The organism is Klebsiella sp. GN_Kp190 (assembly GCF_040061795.1).
GTDB classification, from domain to species: Bacteria; Pseudomonadota; Gammaproteobacteria; order Enterobacterales; family Enterobacteriaceae; genus Klebsiella; species Klebsiella michiganensis.
Genome location: NZ_JBEAFN010000010.1, coordinates 80725 through 105953 on the forward strand (window position 1 = coordinate 80725; position 25229 = coordinate 105953).

Genomic DNA, 25229 nt, shown 5'->3' on the forward strand with positions numbered 1-25229 from the left:
TATGTCGCAGGCTGCGCTGAATACGCGGAACCACGAAGAGGAAGACGAAACTTCTTCGCGTCGAAGTAATGGCTCTCGTCTGGCGGGTATCTTCTTCCTGCTGGCGGTGCTCTGTACCGTGCTGGTCAGCGGATGGATGGTTCTGGGCTGGATGGAAGATGCACAGCGGTTACCGCTGTCAAAGATGGTGGTCACCGGTGAGCGTCACTACACGCGCAACGATGATATCCGTCAGGCGATTCTGGCATTGGGGTCGCCGGGCACCTTTATGACGCAGGACGTCAACATTATTCAAAGCCAGATTGAACGTCTGCCGTGGATTAAGCAGGCGAGCGTCAGAAAGCAGTGGCCGGACGAATTGAAGATTCATCTGGTTGAATATGTGCCGATAGCGCGCTGGAATGATCAGCATATGGTAGACGTGGACGGAAATTCTTTCAGCGTGCCGTCAGATCGCACCAGTAAACAGAATTTACCGATGTTGTACGGCCCGGAAGGCAGTGAGAACGAAGTCCTTCAGGGATACCGCGACATGGGGCAGGTGCTGGCGAAGGATAAATTCACGTTGAAAGTAGCGGCAATGACCGCGCGTCGCTCCTGGCAGTTGACGCTTAATAACGACATTAAGCTCAACCTTGGTCGGGGTGACACCATGAAACGGCTTCAGCGCTTTATGGAACTCTACCCGGTTCTTCAGCAGCAGGCGCAGACCGACGGCAAACGGATAAGCTACGTTGATTTGCGTTATGACTCGGGAGCGGCAGTCGGTTGGGTACCGGCTCCTGTAGAGGAAACTCAACAACAACAGAATCAGGCACAGGCAGAACAACAATGATCAAGGCGACGGACAGAAAACTGGTAGTTGGACTGGAGATTGGCACCGCTAAGGTTGCCGCTTTAGTAGGGGAAGTTCTGCCCGACGGTATGATTAATATCATTGGCGTGGGCAGTTGCCCATCGCGTGGTATGGATAAAGGCGGAGTGAACGACCTGGAATCCGTGGTGAAATGCGTGCAGCGCGCCATTGACCAGGCCGAACTGATGGCGGATTGCCAGATCTCGTCAGTCTATCTGGCGCTTTCAGGCAAACATATCAGCTGTCAAAATGAAATCGGTATGGTGCCGATTTCTGAAGAAGAAGTGACGCAGGACGACGTAGAGAACGTGGTACATACCGCGAAATCGGTTCGCGTGCGCGACGAGCATCGCGTTCTGCACGTTATCCCGCAGGAGTACGCCATCGACTACCAGGAGGGGATTAAAAACCCCGTAGGACTGTCTGGCGTACGCATGCAGGCGAAAGTGCATTTGATTACCTGCCATAACGATATGGCAAAAAATATTGTCAAAGCGGTGGAGCGTTGCGGTCTGAAAGTCGACCAGCTTATTTTCGCCGGTTTAGCCGCCAGCTATTCCGTATTAACGGAAGACGAACGTGAACTGGGTGTCTGCGTGGTGGATATCGGCGGTGGTACAATGGATATTGCGGTCTATACCGGCGGCGCGCTGCGTCATACCAAAGTGATCCCGTACGCGGGCAACGTGGTGACCAGCGATATTGCCTACGCTTTCGGTACGCCGCCGAGCGACGCAGAAGCCATTAAAGTGCGTCACGGCTGTGCGCTGGGTTCCATCGTTGGTAAAGACGAGAACGTGGAAGTCCCCAGCGTGGGCGGGCGTCCGCCTCGTAGTCTGCAGCGTCAGACGCTGGCCGAGGTGATTGAGCCACGTTATACCGAATTGCTCAACCTGGTGAATGAAGAGATCCTGCAGCTGCAGGAACAGCTCCGTCAACAAGGTGTGAAGCACCACCTGGCGGCTGGCATTGTATTAACCGGCGGTGCGGCGCAAATTGAAGGACTTGCCGCCTGTGCGCAGCGCGTATTCCATACGCAGGTGAGAATTGGCGCGCCGCTGAATATTACCGGATTAACGGATTATGCCCAGGAGCCGTATTACTCGACGGCGGTTGGGCTGCTGCACTACGGGAAGGAATCTCATCTCAGTGGTGAAGCAGAGGTGGAAAAACGCGTAACGGTCGGGTCGTGGATCAAACGACTCAACAGTTGGTTGCGAAAAGAGTTTTAATTTTTTAAGAGAACGCAGAAAATTAGCGTTCTCAGGCGACAGGCACAACGGAGAGAGAAATTATGTTTGAACCTATGGAACTGACCAACGACGCGGTGATTAAAGTCATCGGCGTCGGCGGCGGCGGCGGTAACGCCGTTGAGCACATGGTGCGCGAGCGCATTGAGGGTGTTGAATTTTTCGCGGTGAACACCGACGCGCAGGCTCTGCGCAAAACGGCTGTTGGCCAGACTATCCAGATCGGTAGCGGTATTACCAAAGGTCTGGGCGCAGGCGCAAACCCGGAAGTCGGCCGTAACGCGGCGGATGAAGACCGTGAAGCGCTGCGTGCCGCCCTTGACGGCGCCGACATGGTATTTATCGCAGCCGGCATGGGCGGCGGTACCGGAACCGGTGCTGCGCCAGTGGTGGCTGAAGTTGCAAAAGATTTAGGTATCCTGACCGTTGCCGTGGTGACTAAGCCGTTCAATTTTGAAGGCAAGAAGCGCATGGCGTTCGCTGAGCAGGGCATCACCGAGCTGTCCAAGCATGTGGATTCGCTGATCACCATCCCGAACGACAAGCTGCTGAAGGTTCTCGGCCGCGGCATTTCTCTGCTCGACGCTTTCGGTGCGGCCAACGACGTGCTGAAAGGCGCGGTGCAGGGTATCGCTGAGCTGATCACCCGCCCAGGCCTGATGAACGTCGACTTTGCGGACGTGCGTACAGTGATGTCTGAAATGGGCTACGCCATGATGGGCTCCGGCGTGGCGAGCGGTGAAGACCGTGCGGAAGAAGCGGCTGAAATGGCGATCTCTTCTCCGCTGCTGGAAGATATCGATCTGTCCGGCGCGCGTGGCGTTCTGGTCAACATCACTGCGGGCTTCGACCTGCGTCTGGATGAGTTCGAGACCGTAGGTAACACTATCCGCGCATTTGCTTCGGATAACGCCACCGTGGTTATCGGTACCTCTCTGGACCCGGATATGAACGACGAGCTGCGCGTCACCGTCGTTGCTACCGGTATCGGTATGGACAAACGTCCGGAAATCACCCTGGTCACCAACAAACAGGTGCAGCAGCCGGTGATGGATCGTTACCAGCAGCACGGTATGTCTCCACTGACGCAAGAGCAGAAACCGGCCGCAAAAGTGGTCAACGACAATACGCCGCAGGCCGCGAAAGAGCCAGATTATCTGGATATTCCAGCCTTCCTGCGTAAGCAAGCCGATTAAGAATTGGCTGGAAGTTGGGCATCTGCGCTCTTTGTGCTAAACTGGCCTGCCGAATGTATAGTACACTTCGGTTGGATAGGTAACTTGGCGAGATTATACGATGATCAAACAAAGGACTCTTAAACGTATCGTTCAGGCGACTGGCGTCGGTTTGCATACCGGCAAGAAAGTCACCCTGACGTTACGCCCTGCGCCGGCAAATACCGGGGTCATCTATCGTCGCACCGACTTGAATCCACCGGTTGATTTTCCGGCTGATGCCAAATCTGTGCGTGATACCATGCTCTGTACTTGCCTGGTCAATGAGCATGACGTGCGGATATCGACGGTTGAGCACCTCAATGCCGCGCTGGCTGGCTTGGGTATCGACAACATTATTATTGAAGTCGATGCGCCGGAAGTCCCAATTATGGACGGTAGTGCGGCTCCGTTCGTTTATCTGTTGCTGGATGCCGGCATCGATGAACTGAACTGCGCTAAGAAATTTGTGCGTATCAAAGAGACAGTTCGCGTTGAAGATGGCGATAAATGGGCCGAATTCAAACCGTATAATGGTTTTTCACTGGACTTCACCATTGATTTTAACCATCCGGCGATTGACTCCAGCAGCCAGCGCTACGCAATGAACTTCTCGGCTGATGCGTTTATGCGCCAGATTAGCCGCGCGCGTACCTTCGGTTTTATGCGTGATATCGAATATCTGCAGTCCCGCGGCCTGTGCCTGGGCGGCAGCTTCGATTGTGCCATCGTTGTTGACGATTATCGCGTACTGAACGAAGACGGTTTGCGCTTTGAAGATGAGTTTGTCCGTCACAAAATGCTGGATGCCATTGGCGACCTCTTTATGTGTGGTCACAACATTATCGGCGCATTTACGGCGTACAAATCCGGTCACGCGTTGAATAACAAACTGCTGCAGGCTGTTCTGGCAAAACAGGAAGCCTGGGAGTATGTGACCTTCGAGGACGACGCAGAAATGCCGCTGGCGTTCCGCGCCCCGACGCTGGTTCTGGCATAAGTCAGACCCGGCAGTAAATTCGACTGGTAACCTGGTACTCTCTCCGGCCAGGGAGCCAGTCGTTTTCTTTTTTATATTCCCGCTGCGTCCTGCTTTGATTTTTAACTGCATTTTTTGCGCGTTCGTTCCTTTTTTAAACGTTTTTCCCCCGCCTGAGACCTCATTCCTGCTGCCGTGACGGCGTATTAATGTTAGTATTTGGACGCAAAATATTTCTTAGGGTTGCTACCAACAAAAGGTAACGTAAGTGAGTGGATTGCTGACGCGCTGGCGACAGTTTGGCAGACGGTATTTCTGGCCGCATCTCCTGTTGGGGATGGTCGCGGCTAGCCTCGGCCTGCCTGCGCTTAGCAATGGTCATGAGCATGAGACCGCGTCGCCCGCTAAAACGACGTCCAGCAACCATAATCCTGCTAAAGTTAATTTTTCTCAGCTAGCGCTGCTGGAATCTTCCAGTCGTCGGCCCAATTTCACGGTTGATTACTGGCATCAGCACGCCATTCGTACGGTCATTCGCCACCTCTCTTTTGCGATGGCCCCGCAGGCGCTGCCGGTAGCGGAAGAGTCTTCACCGCTTCAGGCGCAGCATCTGGCCCTTCTCGACACGCTTAGCGCGCTGTTGACGCAGGAGAGTAAACCTCCGGCCATTGTTCATCTGGCGGCATATAACCCCTCTATTTCCCACTGCGCGTTTCGCGTCTGTACCTGGATTAGCCAGGTGGCCGGCATACGCGCAGGGCCTCAACGTCTCAGCTAAACCAAAAACGGACCATTCTATTTTTTTGTGACTCCGCACCGCGGGGCGTTTGAGATTTTATTATGCTAATCAAATTATTAACTAAAGTATTCGGTAGTCGTAACGACCGTACGCTGCGTCGTATGCGCAAAGCCGTCAACGTGATCAACGCCATGGAACCGTCCATGGAAAAACTGTCCGACGACGAACTGAAAGGGAAAACCGCTGAGTTCCGCGCTCGCCTGGAAAAAGGCGAAGCCCTGGAGAGCCTGATCCCGGAAGCCTTTGCCGTCGTGCGTGAAGCCAGTAAACGCGTCTTCGGCATGCGTCACTTTGACGTTCAGCTGCTGGGCGGCATGGTTCTCAACGACCGCTGTATTGCAGAAATGCGTACCGGTGAAGGTAAAACGCTGACCGCAACTCTGCCTGCCTATCTGAATGCGCTGACCGGTAAAGGCGTTCACGTGGTGACCGTCAACGACTATCTGGCGCAGCGTGATGCCGAGAACAACCGCCCGCTGTTTGAATTCCTGGGGATGACCGTTGGCATTAACATGTCCGGCCTGCCTGCGCCGGCCAAGCGTGAAGCCTACGCAGCCGATATTACTTACGGTACCAACAACGAATACGGCTTTGACTATCTGCGCGACAATATGGCCTTCAGTCCTGAAGAGCGCGTCCAGCGCAAACTGCACTATGCGCTGGTGGATGAAGTCGACTCCATTCTGATCGATGAAGCGCGTACCCCGCTTATTATTTCCGGCCCGGCTGAAGACAGCTCGGAAATGTATAAGAAGGTGAACAAGATCATTCCGCACCTGGTGCGTCAGGATAAAGAAGACTCCGAAACCTTTACCGGCGAAGGGCACTTCTCCGTCGATGAGAAAGCGCGTCAGGTAAACCTGACCGAACGCGGCCTGGTGTTGATTGAAGAGCTGCTGGTGAATGAAGGTATTATGGAAGAAGGCGAGTCGCTGTACTCACCGACCAATATCATGCTGATGCACCACGTGACCGCCGCGCTGCGCGCGCATGTGCTGTTCACCCGCGATGTTGATTACATCGTGAAAGATGGCGAAGTGATCATCGTCGACGAACACACCGGCCGTACGATGCAGGGGCGCCGCTGGTCCGATGGCCTGCACCAGGCCGTTGAAGCGAAAGAAGGCGTTGATATTCAGAACGAGAACCAGACGCTGGCTTCAATTACCTTCCAGAACTATTTCCGCCTGTACGAGAAGCTGGCAGGGATGACCGGTACCGCCGATACCGAAGCGTTTGAATTTAGCTCAATCTATAAGCTGGATACCGTTGTGGTTCCGACCAACCGTCCGATGATTCGTAAAGACATGGCGGACCTGGTCTATATGACCGAAGCGGAAAAAATTCAGGCCATTATCGAAGATATTAAGCAGCGTACCGCCGCGGGTCAGCCAGTGCTGGTGGGTACCATTTCTATCGAAAAATCAGAAGTGGTCTCTAATGAATTAACGAAGGCGGGCATCAAGCACAACGTGCTGAACGCGAAATTCCACGCCAGCGAAGCGGACATCGTTGCGCAGGCGGGCTATCCGTCTGCGGTAACCATTGCGACCAACATGGCCGGCCGTGGTACCGACATTATGCTTGGCGGTAGCTGGCAGGCCGAGGTCGCCCAGCTGGAAGACCCGACTCCAGAACAGATTGCGCAGATCAAAGCCGACTGGCAGGTTCGTCACGATGCGGTACTGGCTGCGGGCGGTTTGCATATCATCGGCACCGAACGCCATGAATCCCGCCGTATTGATAACCAGCTCCGCGGTCGTTCAGGCCGTCAGGGGGACGCCGGTTCTTCCCGTTTCTATCTGTCGATGGAAGATGCCCTGATGCGTATCTTCGCGTCTGACCGCGTGTCCGGCATGATGCGTAAACTGGGTATGAAGCCGGGTGAGGCTATCGAGCATCCGTGGGTGACCAAAGCGATTGCCAACGCGCAGCGTAAAGTCGAGAGCCGCAACTTCGATATTCGTAAGCAGCTGCTGGAATATGACGATGTGGCTAACGATCAGCGTCGCGCTATTTACACCCAGCGTAATGAGCTGCTCGACGTGACCGACGTGAGCGAGACGATTAACAGCATTCGTGAAGACGTATTTAAAGCGACCATCGATGCCCATATTCCTCCGCAGTCGCTGGAAGAGATGTGGGATATTGAAGGCCTGCAGGAGCGTCTGAAAAATGACTTCGACCTCGAGTTGCCGCTCAAAGAGTGGCTGGATAAAGAGCCGGAGCTTCATGAAGAAACGCTGCGTGAGCGCATTCTGCAGAGCGCCATTGAAACCTATCAGCGTAAGGAAGAAGTGGTTGGCGCTGAGATGATGCGTCACTTTGAAAAAGGCGTCATGCTGCAAACGCTGGACTCCCTGTGGAAAGAGCACCTGGCGGCGATGGACTACCTGCGTCAGGGGATCCACCTGCGCGGCTATGCGCAGAAAGATCCGAAGCAGGAATATAAGCGTGAATCTTTCTCCATGTTCGCTTCAATGCTGGAATCCCTGAAATATGAAGTGATCAGTACCCTGAGCAAAGTTCAGGTGCGGATGCCGGAAGAGGTTGAGGCGATGGAGCAGCAGCGTCGTGAAGAAGCTGAGCGTCTGGCGCAGATGCAGCAGCTGAGCCATCAGGACGATGATAGCGCAGCCGCGGCCGCGCTGGCTGAACAAACCGGCGAGCGTAAAGTGGGTCGTAACGATCCTTGCCCGTGCGGTTCTGGCAAAAAATACAAGCAGTGCCACGGTCGCCTGAGCTAAGCTTTTACAATATTGAATACCAGGGCGCAGATATCTGCGCCTTTTTTATGGAATGAAGACAATGAAAACGCTGCAAATTTCAGTGGGTATTATCCGTAATTCGCAAGGGGAGATTTTTATCACTCAGCGGGCCGCCGATGCGCATATGGCGAACAAGCTTGAATTCCCGGGCGGTAAAATTGAAGAGGGCGAGTCGTCCGAACAGGCCTTAGTACGCGAGCTGCAGGAAGAGGTCGGCATTACAGCCAAAGCTTACAGCCTGTTTGATAAGCTGGAGTACCAGTTTCCCGATCGCCATATCACGCTGTGGTTCTGGCTGGTGAACAGCTGGGAAGGCGAGCCGTGGGGGAAAGAAGGGCAGCCGGGCCGCTGGATTGCGCAGAGCGCGCTCGTTGCTGAGGATTTTCCGCCGGCAAACGAACCCGTCATTACGAAGTTAATTCAAGGTTCTCTGATCGGGTAGGGGGCGCCTGCATCCGGCAAATCAGGGCGGGCCTGTACATGCCCGCCCGAAATCCGTTACTCTTTTTCTTCGCTCCAGCCGTCGCTATCTGACAGATCGCTGCTGCTTGGGATACGTTTCTCTTCCGCTGCCCATTCGCCTAAATCGATAAGCTGACAGCGTTTGGAGCAGAACGGGCGATGCGGGCTCTGCTCATTCCAGACCACAATTTTGCCGCAGGTTGGGCAGTTGACGGTTATCTCTTCTGACATATTGACTCCTTAACAGCAGGCCAGTTCAAAATCAAAACGCTCCGGCACGATGCCGTGCTCGCTGTCCAGCGGCATAAAGCGGATGGCAAAGCGGCTCTTGTGGCCTGATATTTGGGGGTAGAGCTGGCTGGCAAGATCCAACCGCAGACGCAGCAGATCGGCATCTTCGCCGTTGTCCTGATAAAAACCGTTCAGGCTGGTCTGCTTACGGAAGGGGGCCGAGTTACGGATGAGATCGAGAATGAGCATCAGCGATTGCGTCAACGGTTCCAGGCTGGCCAGCCACTTACCGACCTGCTCATCGCGATATTCCTGCGGCATATGCAGCCAGATGTGCAGCGTCGGAAGATCGAAGCTACAGCAGCCGCCCGGGATACTCAGGCGTTGGCGTACCAGGGCGATCAGGCGATCCTCTCGCAGGTACTGGCCGATACGCGGCGCCGACATTAACGTACTGCCTGATTGCTTCAGCTGCTGACGCAGTTCGTTGATACGATCCTGATCAACCCCAGGGACTTCCGCCCAGGATTGCAGCTTCCTCTGCTGGCGATCCAGCTCTTTCATCAGATCGGTACGTACTTCACCGCGTTCAAAAACATCTAAAAGATCGCCGATATTGCGGAAAAAATGCAGCGCATCCGCATGGCTGGTAATGGCGGGATGTACGGTCAGCTGCTGGAGCAAAAACTCAATACGCAGCCAGGTGCGCATTTTTTCATTAAGCGGATGTTCAAATAGAACAGGGGTAGACATTACGGTTTTTCCTGTGAGGCGGCCTGCGCTGCCAGCTGTTGATACTTTGCATGCAGGCGGGCGACAGCTGATGCGATGGCATCAGGTGAACCCATATTTTCAATAACATCATCCGCAACGGCAAGGCGCTGTTCGCGCGTTGCCTGAGCGGCAAGAATATGTTCCGCATGTTGCCGACTGACCCGATCGCGAAGCATCGTGCGCGCTATCTGCGTCTCTTTCGGCACATCGACAACAAGGACCCGATCGGCTTTGGCGGACAAACGGTTTTCGACCAGTAAAGGTACAACCCAGAGAATATAAGACGAGGTGGCAAGCTGCATCTGGCGACGCGTTTCCTGCTGAATTTGCGGGTGCAGCAGCGCGTTTAGCCAGTTCTTATCCTCTGCATGAGCGAAAATATGTTCACGCAGAGCGCGACGGTTAAGGGTGCCATCTTTATTCAGGATCTGCGGACCGAAGCGTTGAGCAATCGCGTTTAGCCCCGGGGTACCGGGCTCGACCACCTGGCGCGCGATAATGTCAGCATCAATAACGTTAACCCCGAGGTGTGAGAATGCGTCGGCTACGGTACTTTTACCGCTACCGATGCCGCCTGTTAACGCTACCGTGTATGTCATACACCTCAATCCTGAAACTGACTACATGCACATTTTTCAATAATAGAGCCGTGATTTACGACGCGACGACGCCACTGCGACAGTGGTTTTATCGACGTGATATCAACCAATAAATGGCTGTCACCACGTACCCTGGTTCTTTTTGCGCATGTAAATCAAATGGTTAAAAATGATACGCCTGCGATGGGATATCGCAAATTCGCTTTTGGCTGTTCACCAGGTAAATTTATACGATTGTAGCGTAAAAAAAGTGAAAATCGCAGTCTTGCGCGGCCATGATTCGTGCGTATGATAACGTCACTGGAGTTGTGCTCTCACAATAATGCAATTAACCCCAGGAATTCGCACATGCGTATTGAAGAAGATTTGAAGCTTGGTTTTAAAGACGTTCTTATCCGCCCGAAACGTTCTACCCTCAAAAGCCGTTCTGACGTACAGCTGGAACGTGAATTCACTTTCAAACATTCTGGCCAGACCTGGTCTGGTGTGCCGATCATTGCTGCTAACATGGACACCGTTGGCACGTTTGCCATGGCTAAAGCCCTGGCTTCATTTGGCGTTTTGACCGCCGTACATAAGCATTACAGCGTTGAACAGTGGCAGGCGTTTGTTCAGAGCGTATCGGCAGATGTCGTGCAGCACGTCATGGTCTCTACCGGCACCTCCGATGCGGATTTTGAAAAAACAAATCAGATTCTGATCCAAAATCCGCAGCTTAGCTTTGTGTGCATTGACGTGGCGAATGGCTATTCAGAGCACTTCGTGCAGTTTGTCGCGAAAGCCCGCGAAGCCTGGCCGCAGAAAACCATTATTGCGGGCAACGTTGTTACCGGCGAAATGTGCGAAGAGCTGATTCTTTCGGGGGCTGATATCGTTAAGGTGGGTATCGGTCCGGGCTCCGTATGTACAACCCGCGTGAAAACCGGCGTCGGCTATCCGCAGCTTTCCGCAGTGATTGAGTGTGCCGATGCGGCGCACGGCCTGGGCGGGCAGATTATCAGCGACGGCGGATGTACTATGCCGGGCGATGTGGCTAAAGCCTTCGGCGGCGGCGCGGATTTCGTGATGCTTGGCGGTATGCTGGCCGGTCACGAAGAGAGCGGCGGTACCGTGGTTGAAGAAAACGGCGAAAAATTCATGCTGTTCTACGGCATGAGCTCGGAGTCGGCGATGACCCGTCACGTTGGCGGCGTAGCCCAGTACCGTGCGGCTGAAGGCAAAACCGTTAAGCTGCCTCTGCGCGGCCCGGTTGAAAACACCGCGCGCGATATTCTTGGCGGTCTGCGTTCCGCATGCACCTACGTAGGTGCTTCGCGGCTGAAAGAACTGACTAAACGCACGACTTTTATTCGCGTACAGGAACAAGAGAACCGCGTGTTCAACAGCCTGTAATGCCGTTCGCTGGCGCGTTTGCGCCAGCGTTATCCCCCCATTCCGCTAATGGCGTCGCCCAGATGAAAAATGGGTAAATACATCGCCACCACCAGCACGCCGACAATCGTTCCGGTCACTACCAACATCATCGGTTCCAGCAAGGTCGCCAGATTATCTGCCTGCTGATGCGTCTGCTCACTATGGTGACGAGCCAGATTTTCCAGCATGGTATCCAGTGAACCCGAGGCTTCACCGGTACGGATCAGTTGTAGGCAAAGCGGCGTAAAGCCTCCGCCGTTGGCGAGCGCCTGCCAGATGGGATCGCCGTGGGTAATTTGGCGGCAAACCTGCTGGAGCCTCTGCCGCCATAGCGGGCAGCTCAGGGTTTCCTCCACGCTTTGCAGACCTTGCAGAAAGCTGATTCCGGCGCTTTGCGTCAATGCGAGTACGGTAAAAATCTGGCTAAGCCGCTGGCCGCATAGCAGTTTGCCAAACACCGGCAGCGTATGGAGCAGCTTCTGACGGTACAGCAGCCAGCCTGGCCGCTGGCAAATCAGCCGGTTGAGTATTGCAGGTAAAATACCCAGGGCAGCGAGCAGTGGCCAACAGCGAGTTAACCCTTCGCCAATGCTTATTACCGCGCGGGTCAGCCACGGCAGCGGGGTGTTGAAGGTTTGATATATAGCGGCGAACTCCGGTAAGACAAAGCACAGCATTCCCATAACCACCAGCAGCGCCAGGGATAAGATAATCAACGGGTAGCGCAGCGCTTTTTTCACTTTTTCGGTGAGGAGCAGCTGCTCTCGCTGCTGCCTGGCCAACTGAGCGCAGCAAAGTTCCAGTTTACCGGTAAGTTCACCGGTGCGAATCATGGCCAGATAGAGCGGAGGGAACGCCTCAGGCCATTTTTCCAGGGAGCCTGAAAGCGAAATGCCCTGCGCCAGATCCTCCGCCAGGGTTTGCAGCAGCGCCTGCCATTGCGCATTGGGCTGCTGCTGCGCCAGCAGTTCCAGCCCCTCGGCCAGGGGGAGACCGGCCTGAAGAAGCGCGGCCAGCTGGCGGATGATTTCGCCACTGTAGCGCGGATGCCAGAGGGCGCTTTGCACGCTACAGCGGCGCAGCGTCAGCGGGATAATTCGCTGCCGCTGCAGAGCCTGCAATGCCTCAGGGCGATTATCCTGCCAGAGCGTTCCCTGGCAGGGAATGCCCTGGAGAGAGAGACCGCGCCAGCGCCACAGTCGTTTAGTCGCCATGCGGTATCCCCAACACGCGAACGACCTCTTCCAGACTTGTCATCCCACGTTCGACGGCCAGACAGCCGCTCTCAAACAGCGTCATCATGCCGGATTCGCGCGCCAGGGACTCGATCTCTCCGGCGCTAAGACCCTGAGTAATCGCCTGCCGTAACGCGGTGGTGACGGGGAGCAGCTCAAATAGCGCCAGGCGACCGTAGTAGCCGTGATAGCAGTGCTGACAGCCCGGAGCCTGCCAGCGAGGAAGCGCCCGTGGCCACAGGCTGTGTGGAACATCGGCCGAACTGCCGGTTTCCTGGCGGCAATGCGGGCACAGTTTGCGTACCAGGCGTTGAGCAACCACCAGAGAAAGCGCGGATGAGATCATCCAGCGCGCAACGCCCATCTGCTGCAGGCGAACCAGCGTTTCACTGGTTGAATTGGTGTGCAGCGTTGAGAGAACCAGGTGCCCGGTTTGCGCTGCTTTTATCGCAATTTCAGCGGTTTCTGCATCGCGTATCTCTCCGACCATCACGATATCGGGATCCTGGCGTAGCAGGGCGCGCAGTACGCTGTGAAAGGTTAAGCCCGCCCGCGGATTAATCTGCGTCTGATTCATCCCCACGATGGGGATCTCCAGCGGATCTTCAACGCTGCATATATTGACCTCGTCGCGATTCCGCGCCTGCAGCGCACTATACAAAGTGACGGTTTTCCCACTTCCCGTCGGGCCGGTGACCAGCATCAGCCCCTGAGGTTGGTTAAGCGCCGAGCGAAAGGCGGCAAGCTGCTGAGACGATAGCCCCAGCGCTTCGAGGTCCAGCGCTTGTTCGACCTGGTGTAATAAGCGAAGGACGATTTTTTCTCCGCCGCGGCAGGGAAGCGTGGCGATCCGAAACGAGATCGGGCGGTCTGCGAGCGTGAGGGTAAACTGACCGTCCTGCGGTACCCGGTGTTCAGCGATATCCAGATTGCTGAGCACTTTAAGTCGGGCGGTGATGGGGGCGGCGAGTTCCGGCGCAAGCGGCGCAAGAGAATGGAGTACGCCATCTACCCGCAGGCGAATTCTCAGGCGATCGTCACCGGGTTCAATATGAATATCCGATGCGCGCTGGCGCAGGGCCTGTTCCAGAAGGCTATTTACCTGTTCAACGATGCTGGCCGAGGCTTCAACAGGCGGGGTGAGGGTTGATATTCCCGGCGTCTGCAGCCGCTTATCCATCTGGTCCTGGCTCCAGCACTCGATATCAATCCTTTTCTGCGTCGCGAAACGTAACGCTTCCAGCAGCTCCGGGGCGGGGGCGTCAACCACGGCGATAGCGATGGTGTGTTCATTACTATCGAGCAGTAAGGCCTGATAGCGCTGGCAAAGAGGTATCAATTGTTCAGTTTTCATTGCCGCGCCCTCAGTTAAAACGGAATACGTCTTCACAGGCCTGCTTGAGTGCGCTATCGCCGGTAATGTTGCACACTCGCTGCCAGCCGGTGATGCCGTTAGCGTTATCCCAGGTCGGCGTCAGCGTGACGCTTAAGCCATTAAGGCTTTCCTGCCCGGTGAGCGTGACAACGCCTGTGGCGACGGTCATAGCCGAGACGTAGCGGGTTGTGGCGGGCGAGGGAATACCGTTGCTGCCGCCATCGCAGGTGGTTAATCCGCCGTGCTCCAGCGCGCACAGCTCAATGGCGGTGCGGAACGGGACGAAGGTTTGCAGCATATCGGTAAGCGCCGCTTTTCGCAGATAGTTCTGATAAGCCGGAATGCCGATTGCGCTGAGAATGGCGATGATCCCAATGACCACCATAAGTTCGATGAGGGTAAAGCCGCGTTGTTTGTCCATAAGTTGCTCCTTGTTATCTTCGGGAGCACTTTGCCGGGGTTTGTTTAGCGATACGAGCGGCAGATCGCGCCTGGAGAAGCACGCTTCCAGGCTTTTTTTGCGGGTTGCATTGAGGGATTATTGGCGTGCGAGCCGGCTCGCAAAAGTGCGCCCCGGCATCAACGACGAACCGGGGCAGGGGGATTAGCGGAAGCGCATAGAGAGATCGAGAGCGCGGACGTGCTTGGTCAACGCGCCAACGGAGATGTAATCGACGCCGGTTTCAGCAAATTCACGAATAGTCTCGAATGTGACGTTGCCGGAGACTTCCAGCGCCGCCTGGCCGTTGGTGTGTTTGACCGCTTCGCGCATCAGGTCGGTAGTGAAGTTGTCGAGCATAATGATGTCAGCGCCGGCTTTCAGCGCTTCATCCAGCTCTTCAAGGGTTTCGACTTCCACCTCAACCGGCACATCCGGGTGCAGCCAGAACGCTTTTTCAACCGCCTGCCGTACCGAGCCGGAAGCGATAATATGGTTCTCTTTAATCAGAAAGGCATCGGAGAGGCCCAGGCGATGATTGGCCCCGCCGCCGCACAGGACCGCATATTTCAGCGCCGTGCGCAGGCCCGGCAGCGTTTTGCGCGTATCGAGCAGTTGAGTTTTGGTGCCTGCCAGTAGGTCGACATAGCGGCGGACTTCGCTGGCCACCCCGGAGAGCGTCTGCACGAAATTGAGTGCGGTACGTTCGCCGGTGAGCAGGATCCGCGAAGGGCCTTCCAGCTCGAATAGCGGCTGATTGGCTTTTACCGCGTCGCCATCGGCAACGTGCCAGGTGAAGTTAACGTCGTCGCCCGCAAGCTGAATAAAGACTTCTTCTACCCAGCGTTTACCGCAAAACACGCCGTCTTCACGGGTGATGACGACGGCATGCGAGCGCGCATCCTGCGGCAATAATTGCGCGCTAATATCGTTGTTCGCATCCACTTCACCGCCTAAATCTTCCCGCAGGGATTGAGAGACGGCATCGGTAATATCAAGATTAATACGCTCCAGCAGCGCGTCACGGCGGCGGTCGGGATTGTAGCGACGAGGCGTCATGATAAAGCTCCAGATAGATAAGATTCAGAAGTGGGAAACATGCTAACCTGAACGACGTTTCTGTACCACATCCGCGTCCTTTCGTCGGCGGCACCAGCGTGAAGTTTTAGCGTTAGCCAACCGAGCAAGCGTGGGTATGATGCCGGGGATTGTTTGGTCACGGTGCCGCGAATGCATAAGCTAGTAAAAGGAGACTCAACATGCAGTTGAACGGGGGATGGCTGGAAGAGGCGCGTCGGGTTCCTTCGCCGCACCACGATAGCCGCCCGGATAATGAAACCCCCTCTTTGCTGGTGGTGCATAATATAAGCCTGCCGCCCGGCGAATTTGGCGGGCCATGGATTGATGCCCTGTTCAGCGGTACGCTCGATCCCCATGCCCATCCTTTCTTTGCTGAAATCGCGCATCTTCGCGTTTCGGCACACTGTCTGATTCGCCGCGATGGTGAAATCGTGCAGTATGTGCCTTTCGACCAGCGCGCCTGGCACGCGGGGGTTTCCAGTTATCACGGGCGCGAGCGCTGTAATGATTTTTCGATAGGCATTGAGCTGGAAGGGACCGACGAGCTGGCTTATACCGACGCGCAGTATCAGCAGCTGGTTGCCGTTACCCGTCAGCTTATCTCGCGCTATCCGGCGATAGCTGACAATATCACCGGCCATAGCGATATTGCGCCAGTGCGTAAAACGGATCCCGGCCCGGCTTTTGACTGGGTCAAATTTCGCGGTCTGTTAACCCCGTCGTCAGAATAAGGAGATGCCATGACGTTGTTCACTACGCTGTTGGTCCTCATTGCCGAGCGTTTGTTTAAGCTGGGCGAGCACTGGCAGCTCGATCACCGGCTGGAAGTGCTGTTTCGCCGGGTAAAGCATTATTCCCTGCTCACTACCCTACTGATGACGGTCGCGGCGGCGGCGGTCGTGTTTATTATTCAGCGCCTGCTGCAGGGGCAGCTGTTTAACATTCCTCTGCTGGTGTTCTGGATCCTGCTGGGCCTGCTGTGCATCGGCGCGGGCAAAGTCCGTCTGCACTATCACGCCTACCTGAAGGCGGCGGCGCGCGATGATAGCCGCGCCTGCGACGCCATGGCCAGCGAGCTCACCCTGATCCACGGCGTGCCGCCCGGCTGCGACCAGCGTGAATATCTGAGCGAGCTGCAAAACGCGCTGCTGTGGATTAACTACCGCTACTATCTCGCTCCGCTGTTCTGGTTCGTTGTCGGCGGGCCGTGGGGACCGTTAACCCTGATTGCCTACTGTACGCTGCGGGCCTGGCAGACCTGGCTGGCGCGTTATCAGACGCCGCGTCATCGCTTACAGTCGGGTATTGACGGCATTCTGCACGTTGTCGACTGGGTTCCGGTACGTCTGGTCGGCGTGGTGTACGCGCTGGTTGGGCACGGGGAAAAGGCTTTGCCTGCGTGGTTTGCCTCGCTGGGCGACCGCCACTCTTCGCAGTATCAGGTGCTGACGCGCCTGGCGCAGTATTCGCTGGCGCGCGAGCCGCACGTGGATAAAGTGGCGACGCCGAAGGCGGCGGTCTCCATGGCGAAAAAAACATCGCTGGTGGTGGTGGTGATTATGGCGCTGCTGACGATTTACGGTACGCTGATTTAAGCACCTGCCCGCTGGGGGCAGGTTCCGCTTTTAATCCGTATCTGCTGCCGGGATGCCAAAATCAGGCATCCCGTTTTCGTCCCAGCGGACAAGCTTCAGGCGGGTATGGCGATTCGGATCGTACAGCGGGTCGCCTTCAATTTCGGTGTAGTTGCGCGCGTGGTACACCAGCACATCTTCTCCCTCCGGCGTTTGCGTAAAGCTATTGTGTCCGGGCCCATACTGACGATTCTCATAGCTGGTACGAAACACCGGCTGCGGCGCTTTATGCCAGTTTTCCGGCCGCAGCGGGTCGGCGTTAACGTCTATCCACAATAATCCCATGCAGTAGTTTTCGTCGGTGGCGCTGGCGGAATAGCTGACGAACAGCTTGTCGCCGTGGAACAGGACCGCCGGGCCTTCATTCACCAGAAAACCCCGGCACTCCCAGTCAAACTCGGGTTGACTCAGCCTGACCGGCTGACCTTTTAGCGTCCACGGATTTGCCAGTTCAGCCAGATAGAGGTTGGTATTGCCCTTAATTTCCGGATCTTTTTGCGCCCACAGGTACCACCGTTTACCCTGATGGCGGAAGGTGGTGGCATCCAGCGCAAAGGTATCAAGCGGCGTTTTAATCTGGCCTTTTTCCTGCCATTTACCGGTTAACGGGTCGCTGTCCGCGCATTCGAGCGCGAACATGCGGTGCTGGAACATGCCCTGCGCATCCAGATCGTGGGTGTGGCTGGCGGCAAAGTAGATATACCATTTGCCGTCAATCTCATGCAGCTCCGGGGCCCATATGAGCTGGCTCATCGGGCCGCTGTCCGGTTTACGCCAGACGACCACCGGCTGCGCGTGGCGTAAACCTTCAAGGGTTGCTGAGCGGCGGATTTCCAGACGGTCATACTCCGGCACCGAGGCAATAAAGTAGTAGCTCTCCTGATGGCGCAGAATATACGGGTCCGCGCGTTGTTCAATAAATGGATTCGGCCAGTTTTTCATTACGCTTTCCTTACCTGTTCGCCGGTTTTCAGTTCCTGATAGTCGTTGAGTTCGCTGTAGTTGACCCGGCGTTTCTCGAGGTCGGACTGAATTAGCCGCATAAATTCGCGGTTTACCTTCAGCATACGCACCACCCCCGCGGTAATCAGATAGCCGATGCCGGGGATAACGCTGAATAACAATACGATACCGTTAATCGCGGAGGCGCTTTGCTGCTTCGCACCGGCATCGTAACCGTACCAGGAGAGCAGGAAGCCAACCATCGCGCCGGCGATGGCCAGACCGACCTTCAGGAAGAACAGGTTGCCTGAGAAGCTGATGCCGGTGATGCGTTTGCCGGTCTTCCATTCGCCGTAGTCATCCACGTCGGCCATCAGCGACCAGTGCAGCGGCGAGGGGATCTGATGCAGAATGTTCAGCAGGAAATAGAGCACCATAATCATCATGGTGGCGTGCGGGTCGAAGAAGTAGAAGGCGCAGGAGAAAATCGCCAGCACGATGTTGGTCCAGAAAAACACCTGCAGTTTGCACCAGCGGTCGGTCAGGACTTTAGCCAGCATACTGCCGATCATCATGCCGACTACCCCGAGGCTGATAAACAGCGTGGCGAAGTGGGTGCTTTGCTGCATCACCCAGGTGACGTAGTACATGGTGGCGGCCATGCGAATAAAGCCCGGGCAAACGTTGCACAGCGTTAGCAGCAGGATGCGAACCCACTGGTCATTTTTCCAGACGTCTTTCAGATCTTTTTTCAGTTCGTCGTTGGTCTGGACGGCGGGTTTTACGCGCTCACGAACGGTGGCAAAGCAGAACAGGAACATGCACATACCGATAATCGCCAGCACGGTCATCGCCATCTGATAGCCTTTGGCTTTATCCTCACCGCCGAACCAGTCCGCCATCGGCAGCAGCGTCAGGGAGAGCAGGAGCGTAGCGATACCGACCATCACGAAGCGATAGGACTGGCAGGCCACGCGTTCCTTCGGGTCATTCGTAATCACGCTACCCAAGGAGCAGTAGGGGATGTTGATCGCGGTGTAGGTCAGCGAGAGCAGGAAGTAGGTGACGAAAGCATAGATAACCTTGCTATTGTACGACCACTCCGGGGTGGTAAACATCAGCACGCTGAACAGCGCGTACGGGAAGGCAATCCACAGCAGCCATGGGCGAAAGCGCCCGTATTTACTGCGGGTACGGTCGGCCATCGCCCCCATAATCGGATCGGTGACGGCATCAATAACGCGTACGGAAAGCAGCAAAACGCCTACCAGCGCCGGCGCGAGACCAAAAATATCCGTATAAAAATAGTTAACAAACAACATGATGGCGCCGAATATGATATTGCATCCGGCATCACCCATCCCGTAGCCTATTTTTTCTTTAACTGAAAGCTTATTGCCATTCATCGCAGCGATCTCCCCGTGGCGGTATGGAGAGAATTATTAGCCGGGTAATGGACTAATGCGTTGCAGGATAGGGTTAACGATATGGATAAATCGGTTATCAGGGGGAAAGTGTGAAGCAGATAACAATGCGCTGTGTCCGCCAGCGGCGGGCGGACACAGGTTGTGGAGATGCAGGATTATGCTTTAATGGCGCTGGCGGTTTTCTGTTTAAACAGGTAGCCGACGCCGAGAACGGCAATCCATACCGGGATAAGGTAGACGGAAATCGCCATGCCAGGGGTCATCAGCATGATCACCAGCACTCCCGCCATAAACAGCAGGCAGATCCAGTTGCCCAGCGGATAAAGCAGCGCCGGGAAGCGGGTGACCACGCCCTGCTGCTGCTTAGCGCGACGGAATTTCATGTGCGCCAGGCTAATCATCGCCCAGTTGATCACCAGGGCTGAAACCACCAGCGCCATCAGCAGACCAAACGCGGATTCCGGCGCGAAGTAGTTAATCAGTACGCACAGCGCGGTGACCACCGCGGAGACGAGGATGGTGTTAACCGGCACGCCGCGTTTATCGACGCTCATCAGCGCTTTTGGCGCGTTACCCTGCTGGGCCAGACCGAACAGCATCCGACTGTTGCAGTATACGCAGCTGTTGTAAACGGAGAGCGCCGCGGTTAATACCACAATATTCAGCGCATTCGCGACGAAGGTATCGCCCAGTTCGTGGAAAATCAGGACGAACGGGCTGGTATCGGCGGTTACGCGGCTCCACGGCAGCAGCGAAAGCAGAACGGCCAGCGAGCCCACATAGAAAATCAGGATGCGGTAGATGACCTGGTTGGTGGCCTTCGGAATGCTCTGCTCCGGGTTATCCGCTTCGGCTGCGGTAATACCGACCAGCTCCAGCCCGCCGAAAGAGAACATAATAATCGCCATCATCATTACCAGCCCGGTGAAGCCGTGCGGCAGGAAACCGCCCTGCTCCCACAGGTTGCGTACGGTGGCCTGCGGGCCGCCGTTGCCGCTGAACAGCAGCCAGCCGCCGAACAGGATCATCGCCACGACGGCGACGACTTTGATGATCGCGAACCAGAACTCCATCTCGCCGAACACCTTGACGTTCGTCAGGTTGATGGCGTTGATAGCGATAAAGAAAACGGCCGCAGAAACCCAGGTAGGAATTTCCGGCCACCAGAACTGGACGTATTTCCCGACCGCGGTCAGCTCGGCCATCGCGACCAGCACGTAAAGCACCCAGTAGTTCCAGCCGGAAGCGAAGCCTGCAAAGCCGCCCCAGTATTTGTAGGCAAAATGACTAAATGAGCCGGCTACCGGCTCTTCGACGACCATCTCGCCCAGCTGACGCATAATCAGGAAAGCAATAAAACCGGCAATTGCGTAGCCCAGAATAATACCGGGACCCGCGTTTTGGATGACGGATGCGCTACCCAGAAACAAACCGGTACCGATAGCGCCTCCCAGCGCAATAAGCTGAATATGGCGGTTTTTAAGGCCGCGCTTTAGCCGATCGCCATGCTGTTGACCTTCCATCATGAAACCTCGTGTGTGGTTATGGTTATTATGTTTGTCCGCGTCATCCATCAGGTGACTTCTTCGCTGTCCATCCCTGCCTGATAGCATAGTCAGCGAATTTTCACTGAGCCTGCGGCCCGTTTTGCCCCGAGTGATGTAGCGCACATATTGTTGTGTTTGTGTAATTATCAAATTCCATTGATGTACTTATTTCTTTACGCAAGGCGGAGAGGGAATTCATGAAAAGGCCTTTCGTATCATGGAGAATAGTGATAAGCGCCGCTGAATGCACCTGCTTTATGAAGGGATGATGACGAAGCGAGCAAAAAGACGCCATTTGTAAATCCCACCCCATGCGCCAGTGCCTACCCACTATTTGTCATTCATGCAAATTTATTGAATTTATATTCACTTCATAAGGCGTTGAATCGGTTCAGATAGCGTAATTTTTCGTTTCTATTACGTTAACGCTACCTCTTTGTGAGTAAACACAACATTTGTGCAAGGTTACATTTTTGAAATGTTATTTCTGTAAGGTTGTTAAAACGTGCCGGGTTTAATGATTTCAATCAAAACCTGTATGGACAGAAGGTGAATACTTTGTTACTTTAGCGATACGAACTATGAATTGGTAAGACCAATTGACTCCGGGCTAATGGCAGAGACAGGGAATATGGCCTACAGCAAGATCCGCCAACCAAAACTATCCGATGTGATAGAGCAGCAGCTGGAGTTTTTAATCCTTGAGGGGACGTTGCGCCCCGGTGAAAAACTTCCGCCAGAACGTGAACTGGCAAAACAGTTCGACGTTTCCCGTCCCTCGCTCCGTGAGGCTATTCAACGCCTCGAAGCTAAGGGCTTGTTGCTTCGTCGCCAGGGGGGCGGAACGTTTGTACAAAGCCGCCTGTGGCAGAGCTTCAGCGACCCGCTGGTAGAGCTACTGTCCGACCACCCTGAATCCCAATTTGATCTGCTGGAAACCCGTCACGCGCTTGAAGGCATCGCGGCTTATTACGCGGCGCTGCGCAGCAATGATGAAGACCGCGAACGCATTCGCGAGCTGCATCAGGCCATTGAGCGGGCTCAGCAGTCCGGCGATCTCGACGCCGAATCCGATGCCGTCGTCCAGTATCAAATCGCCGTCACCGAAGCGGCGCACAATGTGGTGCTGCTCCATCTACTACGCTGTATGGAGCCGATGCTGGCCCAGAACGTTCGCCAGAATTTTGAATTGTTGTACGCCCGTCGGGAGATGCTCCCGCAGGTCAGCAATCATCGTACTCGCATTTTTGAGGCGATAATCGCCGGGGAACCGGAGCAGGCGCGTGAAGCGTCGCATCGTCACCTGGCGTTCATTGAGGAAATTTTGCTGGATCGTAGCCGTGAGCAGAGCCGTCGTGAACGCTCACTGCGTCGTTTACAGCAACGAAAAGATGAGAACTCCGGTTCTTAAGCGCCATTTTTAGAGCGCGGCAACTAAACGCAGAACCTGTCTTATTGCATTCTCTGACGAGAATTCAATGGGACAGGTTCCAGATTAATCAACGATTAGATAGATAAGGAATACCCCCCATGTCAGAACGTTTACCAAATGACGTGGATCCGATCGAAACTCGCGACTGGCTACAGGCGATCGAATCGGTCATCCGTGAAGAAGGTGTTGAGCGCGCTCAGTATCTTATTGACCAACTCCTTTCTGAAGCCCGCAAAGGCGGGGTGAAAGTGGCTGCTGGCGCATCGACCGGCGGTTACGTGAACACTATTGCCGTTGAAGATGAGCCGGAATACCCGGGTAATCTGGATCTGGAACGTCGTATCCGTTCTGCGATCCGCTGGAACGCGATTATGACCGTTCTGCGCGCATCGAAAAAAGATCTCGAACTGGGCGGCCACATGGCTTCCTTCCAGTCTTCCGCAACCTTCTATGAAGTGTGCTTTAACCACTTCTTCCGCGCACGCAACGAGCAGGACGGCGGCGACCTGGTTTACTTCCAGGGCCACATCTCTCCGGGCGTCTACGCGCGTGCTTTCCTGGAAGGTCGTCTGACTGAAGAGCAGATGAACAACTTCCGTCAGGAAGTTCACGGTAAAGGTCTGTCCTCTTATCCGCACCCGAAACTGATGCCGGAATTCTGGCAGTTCCCGACTGTCTCTATGGGGCTGGGTCCAATCGGTGCGATTTATCAGGCTAAGTTCCTGAAGTATCTGGAACACCGCGGCCTGAAAGACACTTCCAAACAAACCGTTTACGCTTTCCTCGGCGACGGCGAGATGGACGAGCCGGAATCCAAAGGCGCGATCACCATCGCGACCCGTGAGAAGCTGGACAACCTGGTCTTCGTTATCAACTGTAACCTGCAGCGCCTTGACGGCCCGGTTACCGGTAATGGCAAGATCATTAACGAACTGGAAGGCATCTTTGGCGGTGCTGGCTGGAACGTTATCAAGGTTATCTGGGGCGGACGCTGGGATGAGCTGCTGCGTAAAGATACCAGCGGTAAACTGATCCAGCTGATGGAAGAGACCGTTGACGGTGACTACCAGACCTTCAAATCCAAAGATGGCGCTTACGTGCGTGAGCACTTCTTCGGTAAATATCCGGAAACCGCAGCGCTGGTTGCCGACTGGACTGACGAGCAGATCTGGGCCCTGAACCGCGGCGGTCACGATCCGAAGAAAGTCTACGCTGCGCTGAAAAAAGCACAGGAAACCAAAGGCAAAGCCACCGTAATCCTCGCCCATACCATTAAAGGTTACGGCATGGGTGACACCGCTGAAGGTAAAAACATCGCTCACCAGGTTAAGAAAATGAACATGGACGGCGTTCGCTACGTCCGCGATCGTTTCAACGTGCCGGTTGCCGATGCTGATATCGAAAAACTGCCGTACGTGACCTTCCCGGAAGGTTCTGAAGAGCACACCTATCTGCACGCCCAGCGTCAGAAACTGCACGGCTATCTGCCGAGCCGTCAGCCAAACTTCGATGAGAAGCTGGAGCTGCCGACCCTGGAAGATTTCGGTCCGCTGCTGGAAGAGCAGAATAAAGAGATCTCTACCACTATCGCGTTCGTTCGTGCCCTGAACGTGATGCTGAAGAACAAATCCATCAAAGACCGCCTCGTGCCGATCATCGCCGATGAAGCGCGTACCTTTGGTATGGAAGGCCTGTTCCGTCAGATTGGTATCTACAGCCCGAACGGTCAGCAGTACACTCCGCAGGACCGTGAGCAGGTTGCTTACTACAAAGAAGACGAGAAAGGCCAGATTCTGCAGGAAGGTATCAACGAACTGGGTGCCGGTGCATCCTGGCTGGCTGCTGCGACCTCCTACAGCACCAACAACCTGCCGATGATCCCGTTCTACATCTACTACTCCATGTTCGGGTTCCAGCGTATCGGTGACCTTTGCTGGCAGGCCGGCGACCAGCAGGCTCGCGGCTTCCTGATCGGCGGGACTTCCGGTCGTACCACGCTGAACGGCGAAGGTCTGCAGCACGAAGATGGCCACAGCCACATTCAGTCTCTGACTATCCCGAACTGTATCTCTTACGATCCGTCTTACGCGTACGAAGTTGCGGTCATCATGCACGATGGTCTGGAGCGTATGTACGGTGAGAAACAAGAGAACGTTTACTACTACATCACCACGCTGAACGAAAACTACCACATGCCGGCAATGCCAGCAGGCGCCGAGGAAGGTATCCGTAAAGGTATCTACAAACTCGAAACCGTTGAAGGTAGCAAAGGTAAAGTTCAGCTGCTGGGCTCCGGTTCTATCCTGCGTCACGTCCGTGAAGCAGCGCAGATCCTGGCCAAAGACTACGGCGTAGGCTCTGACGTTTATAGCGTCACCTCCTTCACCGAACTGGCGCGCGATGGCCAGGATTGTGAACGCTGGAACATGCTGCATCCGCTGGAAACGCCGCGCGTTCCGTACATCGCTCAGGTGATGAACGACGCTCCGGCAGTCGCATCTACTGACTATATGAAACTGTTCGCTGAGCAGGTTCGTACTTACGTACCGGCCGATGATTACCGCGTACTGGGTACCGACGGCTTCGGTCGCTCTGACAGCCGTGAAAACCTGCGTCACCACTTCGAAGTTGACGCTTCCTACGTGGTGGTAGCAGCGCTGGGCGAACTGGCTAAACGTGGCGAAATCGATAAGAAAGTGGTTGCGGAAGCCATCACTAAATTCAACATCGATGCAGATAAAGTTAACCCGCGTCTGGCGTAAGAGGTAAAAGA

22 protein-coding genes are annotated in these 25229 nt (G+C 55.2%); 12 read left to right on the plus strand and 10 right to left on the minus strand.

Annotation, left to right across the window (positions count from 1 at the left end; all coding sequences use genetic code 11):
• Window position 1 precedes the first annotated feature (1 nt).
• From ftsQ to mutT, 7 genes are all read left to right on the plus strand, one after another.
• The gene (gene ftsQ, locus ABLU67_RS07605; RefSeq protein ID WP_014227923.1) at window positions 2-835 is read left to right on the plus strand and encodes a cell division protein FtsQ; all 834 of its coding nucleotides are present in this window, start codon (window positions 2-4) and stop codon (window positions 833-835) included.
• Window positions 832-2088 carry a cell division protein FtsA gene (ftsA, locus tag ABLU67_RS07610; protein WP_004098594.1) on the plus strand — a complete coding sequence of 419 codons (1257 nt, stop codon included), beginning with the start codon at window positions 832-834 and terminating at the stop codon, window positions 2086-2088. The genes ftsQ and ftsA overlap by 4 nt, the downstream gene beginning before the upstream one ends.
• A gap of 62 nt (window positions 2089-2150) precedes the next feature.
• Window positions 2151-3302, plus strand: coding sequence for a cell division protein FtsZ (gene ftsZ / locus ABLU67_RS07615; RefSeq protein ID WP_004098597.1), 1152 nt, complete (start codon window positions 2151-2153; stop codon window positions 3300-3302).
• Window positions 3303-3402: 100 nt separating this feature from the next.
• Window positions 3403-4320, plus strand: a complete 918-nt coding sequence (lpxC, locus tag ABLU67_RS07620; RefSeq protein WP_004098599.1) for a UDP-3-O-acyl-N-acetylglucosamine deacetylase — start codon at window positions 3403-3405, stop codon at window positions 4318-4320.
• Window positions 4321-4567: 247 nt separating this feature from the next.
• Complete coding sequence (gene secM / locus ABLU67_RS07625; protein WP_014837406.1) at window positions 4568-5077, plus strand: secA translation cis-regulator SecM; 510 nt, start codon at window positions 4568-4570, stop codon at window positions 5075-5077.
• 62 nt (window positions 5078-5139) lie between these two features.
• Entirely contained in the window at window positions 5140-7845 is a 2706-nt protein-coding gene (gene secA / locus ABLU67_RS07630; RefSeq protein WP_004098603.1) for a preprotein translocase subunit SecA, read from the plus strand.
• A gap of 61 nt (window positions 7846-7906) precedes the next feature.
• A complete protein-coding gene (mutT, locus tag ABLU67_RS07635; RefSeq protein WP_046877800.1) occupies window positions 7907-8308 on the plus strand; it encodes an 8-oxo-dGTP diphosphatase MutT in 402 nt (133 codons plus the stop codon).
• A 56-nt stretch (window positions 8309-8364) separates the two neighbouring features.
• Here mutT and yacG read toward each other — a convergent pair whose 3' ends face one another.
• Genes yacG through coaE form a run of 3 tightly spaced genes read right to left on the minus strand, consistent with a single transcriptional unit; the run spans window position 8365 to window position 9932 of the window.
• Window positions 8365-8559, minus strand: a complete 195-nt coding sequence (gene yacG, locus ABLU67_RS07640; protein WP_004098607.1) for a DNA gyrase inhibitor YacG — start codon at window positions 8557-8559, stop codon at window positions 8365-8367.
• A 9-nt stretch (window positions 8560-8568) separates the two neighbouring features.
• Window positions 8569-9312: a cell division protein ZapD gene (gene zapD, locus ABLU67_RS07645; protein WP_014227927.1), complete on the minus strand. Its 744-nt coding sequence runs from the start codon at window positions 9310-9312 to the stop codon at window positions 8569-8571.
• On the minus strand, window positions 9312-9932 hold the full coding sequence (gene coaE, locus ABLU67_RS07650; protein WP_004098610.1) for a dephospho-CoA kinase: 621 nt from the start codon (window positions 9930-9932) through the stop codon (window positions 9312-9314). The genes zapD and coaE overlap by 1 nt, the downstream gene beginning before the upstream one ends.
• A 348-nt stretch (window positions 9933-10280) precedes the next feature.
• On the opposite strand from coaE, the gene ABLU67_RS07655 reads away from it, so the two are divergent.
• Window positions 10281-11324 carry a GMP reductase gene (locus tag ABLU67_RS07655; protein ID WP_025106495.1) on the plus strand — a complete coding sequence of 348 codons (1044 nt, stop codon included), beginning with the start codon at window positions 10281-10283 and terminating at the stop codon, window positions 11322-11324.
• 29 nt (window positions 11325-11353) lie between these two features.
• Here ABLU67_RS07655 and hofC read toward each other — a convergent pair whose 3' ends face one another.
• The 4 genes from hofC to nadC form a co-directional block, all read right to left on the minus strand.
• Entirely contained in the window at window positions 11354-12559 is a 1206-nt protein-coding gene (hofC, locus tag ABLU67_RS07660; RefSeq protein WP_032694420.1) for a protein transport protein HofC, read from the minus strand.
• Window positions 12549-13934: a type II secretion system protein GspE gene (gene gspE / locus ABLU67_RS07665; protein WP_102803129.1), complete on the minus strand. Its 1386-nt coding sequence runs from the start codon at window positions 13932-13934 to the stop codon at window positions 12549-12551. Before gspE ends, hofC begins: the two co-directional genes overlap by 11 nt.
• Before the next feature lie 10 nt (window positions 13935-13944).
• Window positions 13945-14376 (minus strand): prepilin peptidase-dependent pilin, encoded by a 432-nt coding sequence (gene ppdD / locus ABLU67_RS07670; RefSeq protein WP_014227930.1) that lies wholly within the window; start codon window positions 14374-14376, stop codon window positions 13945-13947.
• A gap of 183 nt (window positions 14377-14559) precedes the next feature.
• Window positions 14560-15453, minus strand: a complete 894-nt coding sequence (gene nadC / locus ABLU67_RS07675) for a carboxylating nicotinate-nucleotide diphosphorylase (RefSeq protein WP_025106498.1) — start codon at window positions 15451-15453, stop codon at window positions 14560-14562.
• 200 nt (window positions 15454-15653) lie between these two features.
• Here nadC and ampD point away from each other — a divergent pair, with 200 nt between their 5' ends.
• Both ampD and ampE read left to right on the plus strand, forming a co-directional pair.
• Window positions 15654-16205 carry a 1,6-anhydro-N-acetylmuramyl-L-alanine amidase AmpD gene (ampD, locus tag ABLU67_RS07680; protein WP_009654552.1) on the plus strand — a complete coding sequence of 184 codons (552 nt, stop codon included), beginning with the start codon at window positions 15654-15656 and terminating at the stop codon, window positions 16203-16205.
• A gap of 9 nt (window positions 16206-16214) precedes the next feature.
• Window positions 16215-17069 (plus strand): beta-lactamase regulator AmpE, encoded by an 855-nt coding sequence (gene ampE, locus ABLU67_RS07685; RefSeq protein ID WP_004098628.1) that lies wholly within the window; start codon window positions 16215-16217, stop codon window positions 17067-17069.
• A gap of 30 nt (window positions 17070-17099) precedes the next feature.
• Here ampE and ABLU67_RS07690 read toward each other — a convergent pair whose 3' ends face one another.
• From ABLU67_RS07690 to aroP, 3 genes are all read right to left on the minus strand, one after another.
• Complete coding sequence (locus ABLU67_RS07690) at window positions 17100-18050, minus strand: family 43 glycosylhydrolase (protein ID WP_064374764.1); 951 nt, start codon at window positions 18048-18050, stop codon at window positions 17100-17102.
• Window positions 18050-19456: an MFS transporter gene (locus ABLU67_RS07695; RefSeq protein ID WP_014227935.1), complete on the minus strand. Its 1407-nt coding sequence runs from the start codon at window positions 19454-19456 to the stop codon at window positions 18050-18052. Before ABLU67_RS07695 ends, ABLU67_RS07690 begins: the two co-directional genes overlap by 1 nt.
• Before the next feature lie 176 nt (window positions 19457-19632).
• The gene (gene aroP / locus ABLU67_RS07700) at window positions 19633-21003 is read right to left on the minus strand and encodes an aromatic amino acid transporter AroP (protein ID WP_086544283.1); all 1371 of its coding nucleotides are present in this window, start codon (window positions 21001-21003) and stop codon (window positions 19633-19635) included.
• 652 nt (window positions 21004-21655) lie between these two features.
• Between aroP and pdhR the strand changes: the two genes are divergently transcribed.
• Together pdhR and aceE are read left to right on the plus strand one after the other, a co-directional pair.
• A complete protein-coding gene (gene pdhR, locus ABLU67_RS07705) occupies window positions 21656-22435 on the plus strand; it encodes a pyruvate dehydrogenase complex transcriptional repressor PdhR (RefSeq protein ID WP_004098632.1) in 780 nt (259 codons plus the stop codon).
• 119 nt (window positions 22436-22554) lie between these two features.
• Window positions 22555-25218, plus strand: coding sequence for a pyruvate dehydrogenase (acetyl-transferring), homodimeric type (aceE, locus tag ABLU67_RS07710; protein WP_004098634.1), 2664 nt, complete (start codon window positions 22555-22557; stop codon window positions 25216-25218).
• Window positions 25219-25229 lie beyond the last annotated feature (11 nt).

What these genes read in the sequence shown, in the direction of transcription:
- ftsQ (WP_014227923.1), top strand. Translation starts at nt 2, where the DNA reads ATGTCGCAGGCTGCGCTGAATACGCGGAACCACGAAGAGGAAGACGAA.
- ftsA (WP_004098594.1), top strand. Translation starts at nt 832, where the DNA reads ATGATCAAGGCGACGGACAGAAAACTGGTAGTTGGACTGGAGATTGGC.
- ftsZ (WP_004098597.1), top strand. Translation starts at nt 2,151, where the DNA reads ATGTTTGAACCTATGGAACTGACCAACGACGCGGTGATTAAAGTCATC.
- lpxC (WP_004098599.1), top strand. Translation starts at nt 3,403, where the DNA reads ATGATCAAACAAAGGACTCTTAAACGTATCGTTCAGGCGACTGGCGTC.
- secA (WP_004098603.1), top strand. Translation starts at nt 5,140, where the DNA reads ATGCTAATCAAATTATTAACTAAAGTATTCGGTAGTCGTAACGACCGT.
- mutT (WP_046877800.1), top strand. Translation starts at nt 7,907, where the DNA reads ATGAAAACGCTGCAAATTTCAGTGGGTATTATCCGTAATTCGCAAGGG.
- yacG (WP_004098607.1), bottom strand. Translation starts at nt 8,559, where the DNA reads ATGTCAGAAGAGATAACCGTCAACTGCCCAACCTGCGGCAAAATTGTG.
- zapD (WP_014227927.1), bottom strand. Translation starts at nt 9,312, where the DNA reads ATGTCTACCCCTGTTCTATTTGAACATCCGCTTAATGAAAAAATGCGC.
- coaE (WP_004098610.1), bottom strand. Translation starts at nt 9,932, where the DNA reads ATGACATACACGGTAGCGTTAACAGGCGGCATCGGTAGCGGTAAAAGT.
- ABLU67_RS07655 (WP_025106495.1), top strand. Translation starts at nt 10,281, where the DNA reads ATGCGTATTGAAGAAGATTTGAAGCTTGGTTTTAAAGACGTTCTTATC.
- hofC (WP_032694420.1), bottom strand. Translation starts at nt 12,559, where the DNA reads ATGGCGACTAAACGACTGTGGCGCTGGCGCGGTCTCTCTCTCCAGGGC.
- gspE (WP_102803129.1), bottom strand. Translation starts at nt 13,934, where the DNA reads ATGAAAACTGAACAATTGATACCTCTTTGCCAGCGCTATCAGGCCTTA.
- ppdD (WP_014227930.1), bottom strand. Translation starts at nt 14,376, where the DNA reads ATGGACAAACAACGCGGCTTTACCCTCATCGAACTTATGGTGGTCATT.
- nadC (WP_025106498.1), bottom strand. Translation starts at nt 15,453, where the DNA reads ATGACGCCTCGTCGCTACAATCCCGACCGCCGCCGTGACGCGCTGCTG.
- ampD (WP_009654552.1), top strand. Translation starts at nt 15,654, where the DNA reads ATGCAGTTGAACGGGGGATGGCTGGAAGAGGCGCGTCGGGTTCCTTCG.
- ampE (WP_004098628.1), top strand. Translation starts at nt 16,215, where the DNA reads ATGACGTTGTTCACTACGCTGTTGGTCCTCATTGCCGAGCGTTTGTTT.
- ABLU67_RS07690 (WP_064374764.1), bottom strand. Translation starts at nt 18,050, where the DNA reads ATGAAAAACTGGCCGAATCCATTTATTGAACAACGCGCGGACCCGTAT.
- ABLU67_RS07695 (WP_014227935.1), bottom strand. Translation starts at nt 19,456, where the DNA reads ATGAATGGCAATAAGCTTTCAGTTAAAGAAAAAATAGGCTACGGGATG.
- aroP (WP_086544283.1), bottom strand. Translation starts at nt 21,003, where the DNA reads ATGATGGAAGGTCAACAGCATGGCGATCGGCTAAAGCGCGGCCTTAAA.
- pdhR (WP_004098632.1), top strand. Translation starts at nt 21,656, where the DNA reads ATGGCCTACAGCAAGATCCGCCAACCAAAACTATCCGATGTGATAGAG.
- aceE (WP_004098634.1), top strand. Translation starts at nt 22,555, where the DNA reads ATGTCAGAACGTTTACCAAATGACGTGGATCCGATCGAAACTCGCGAC.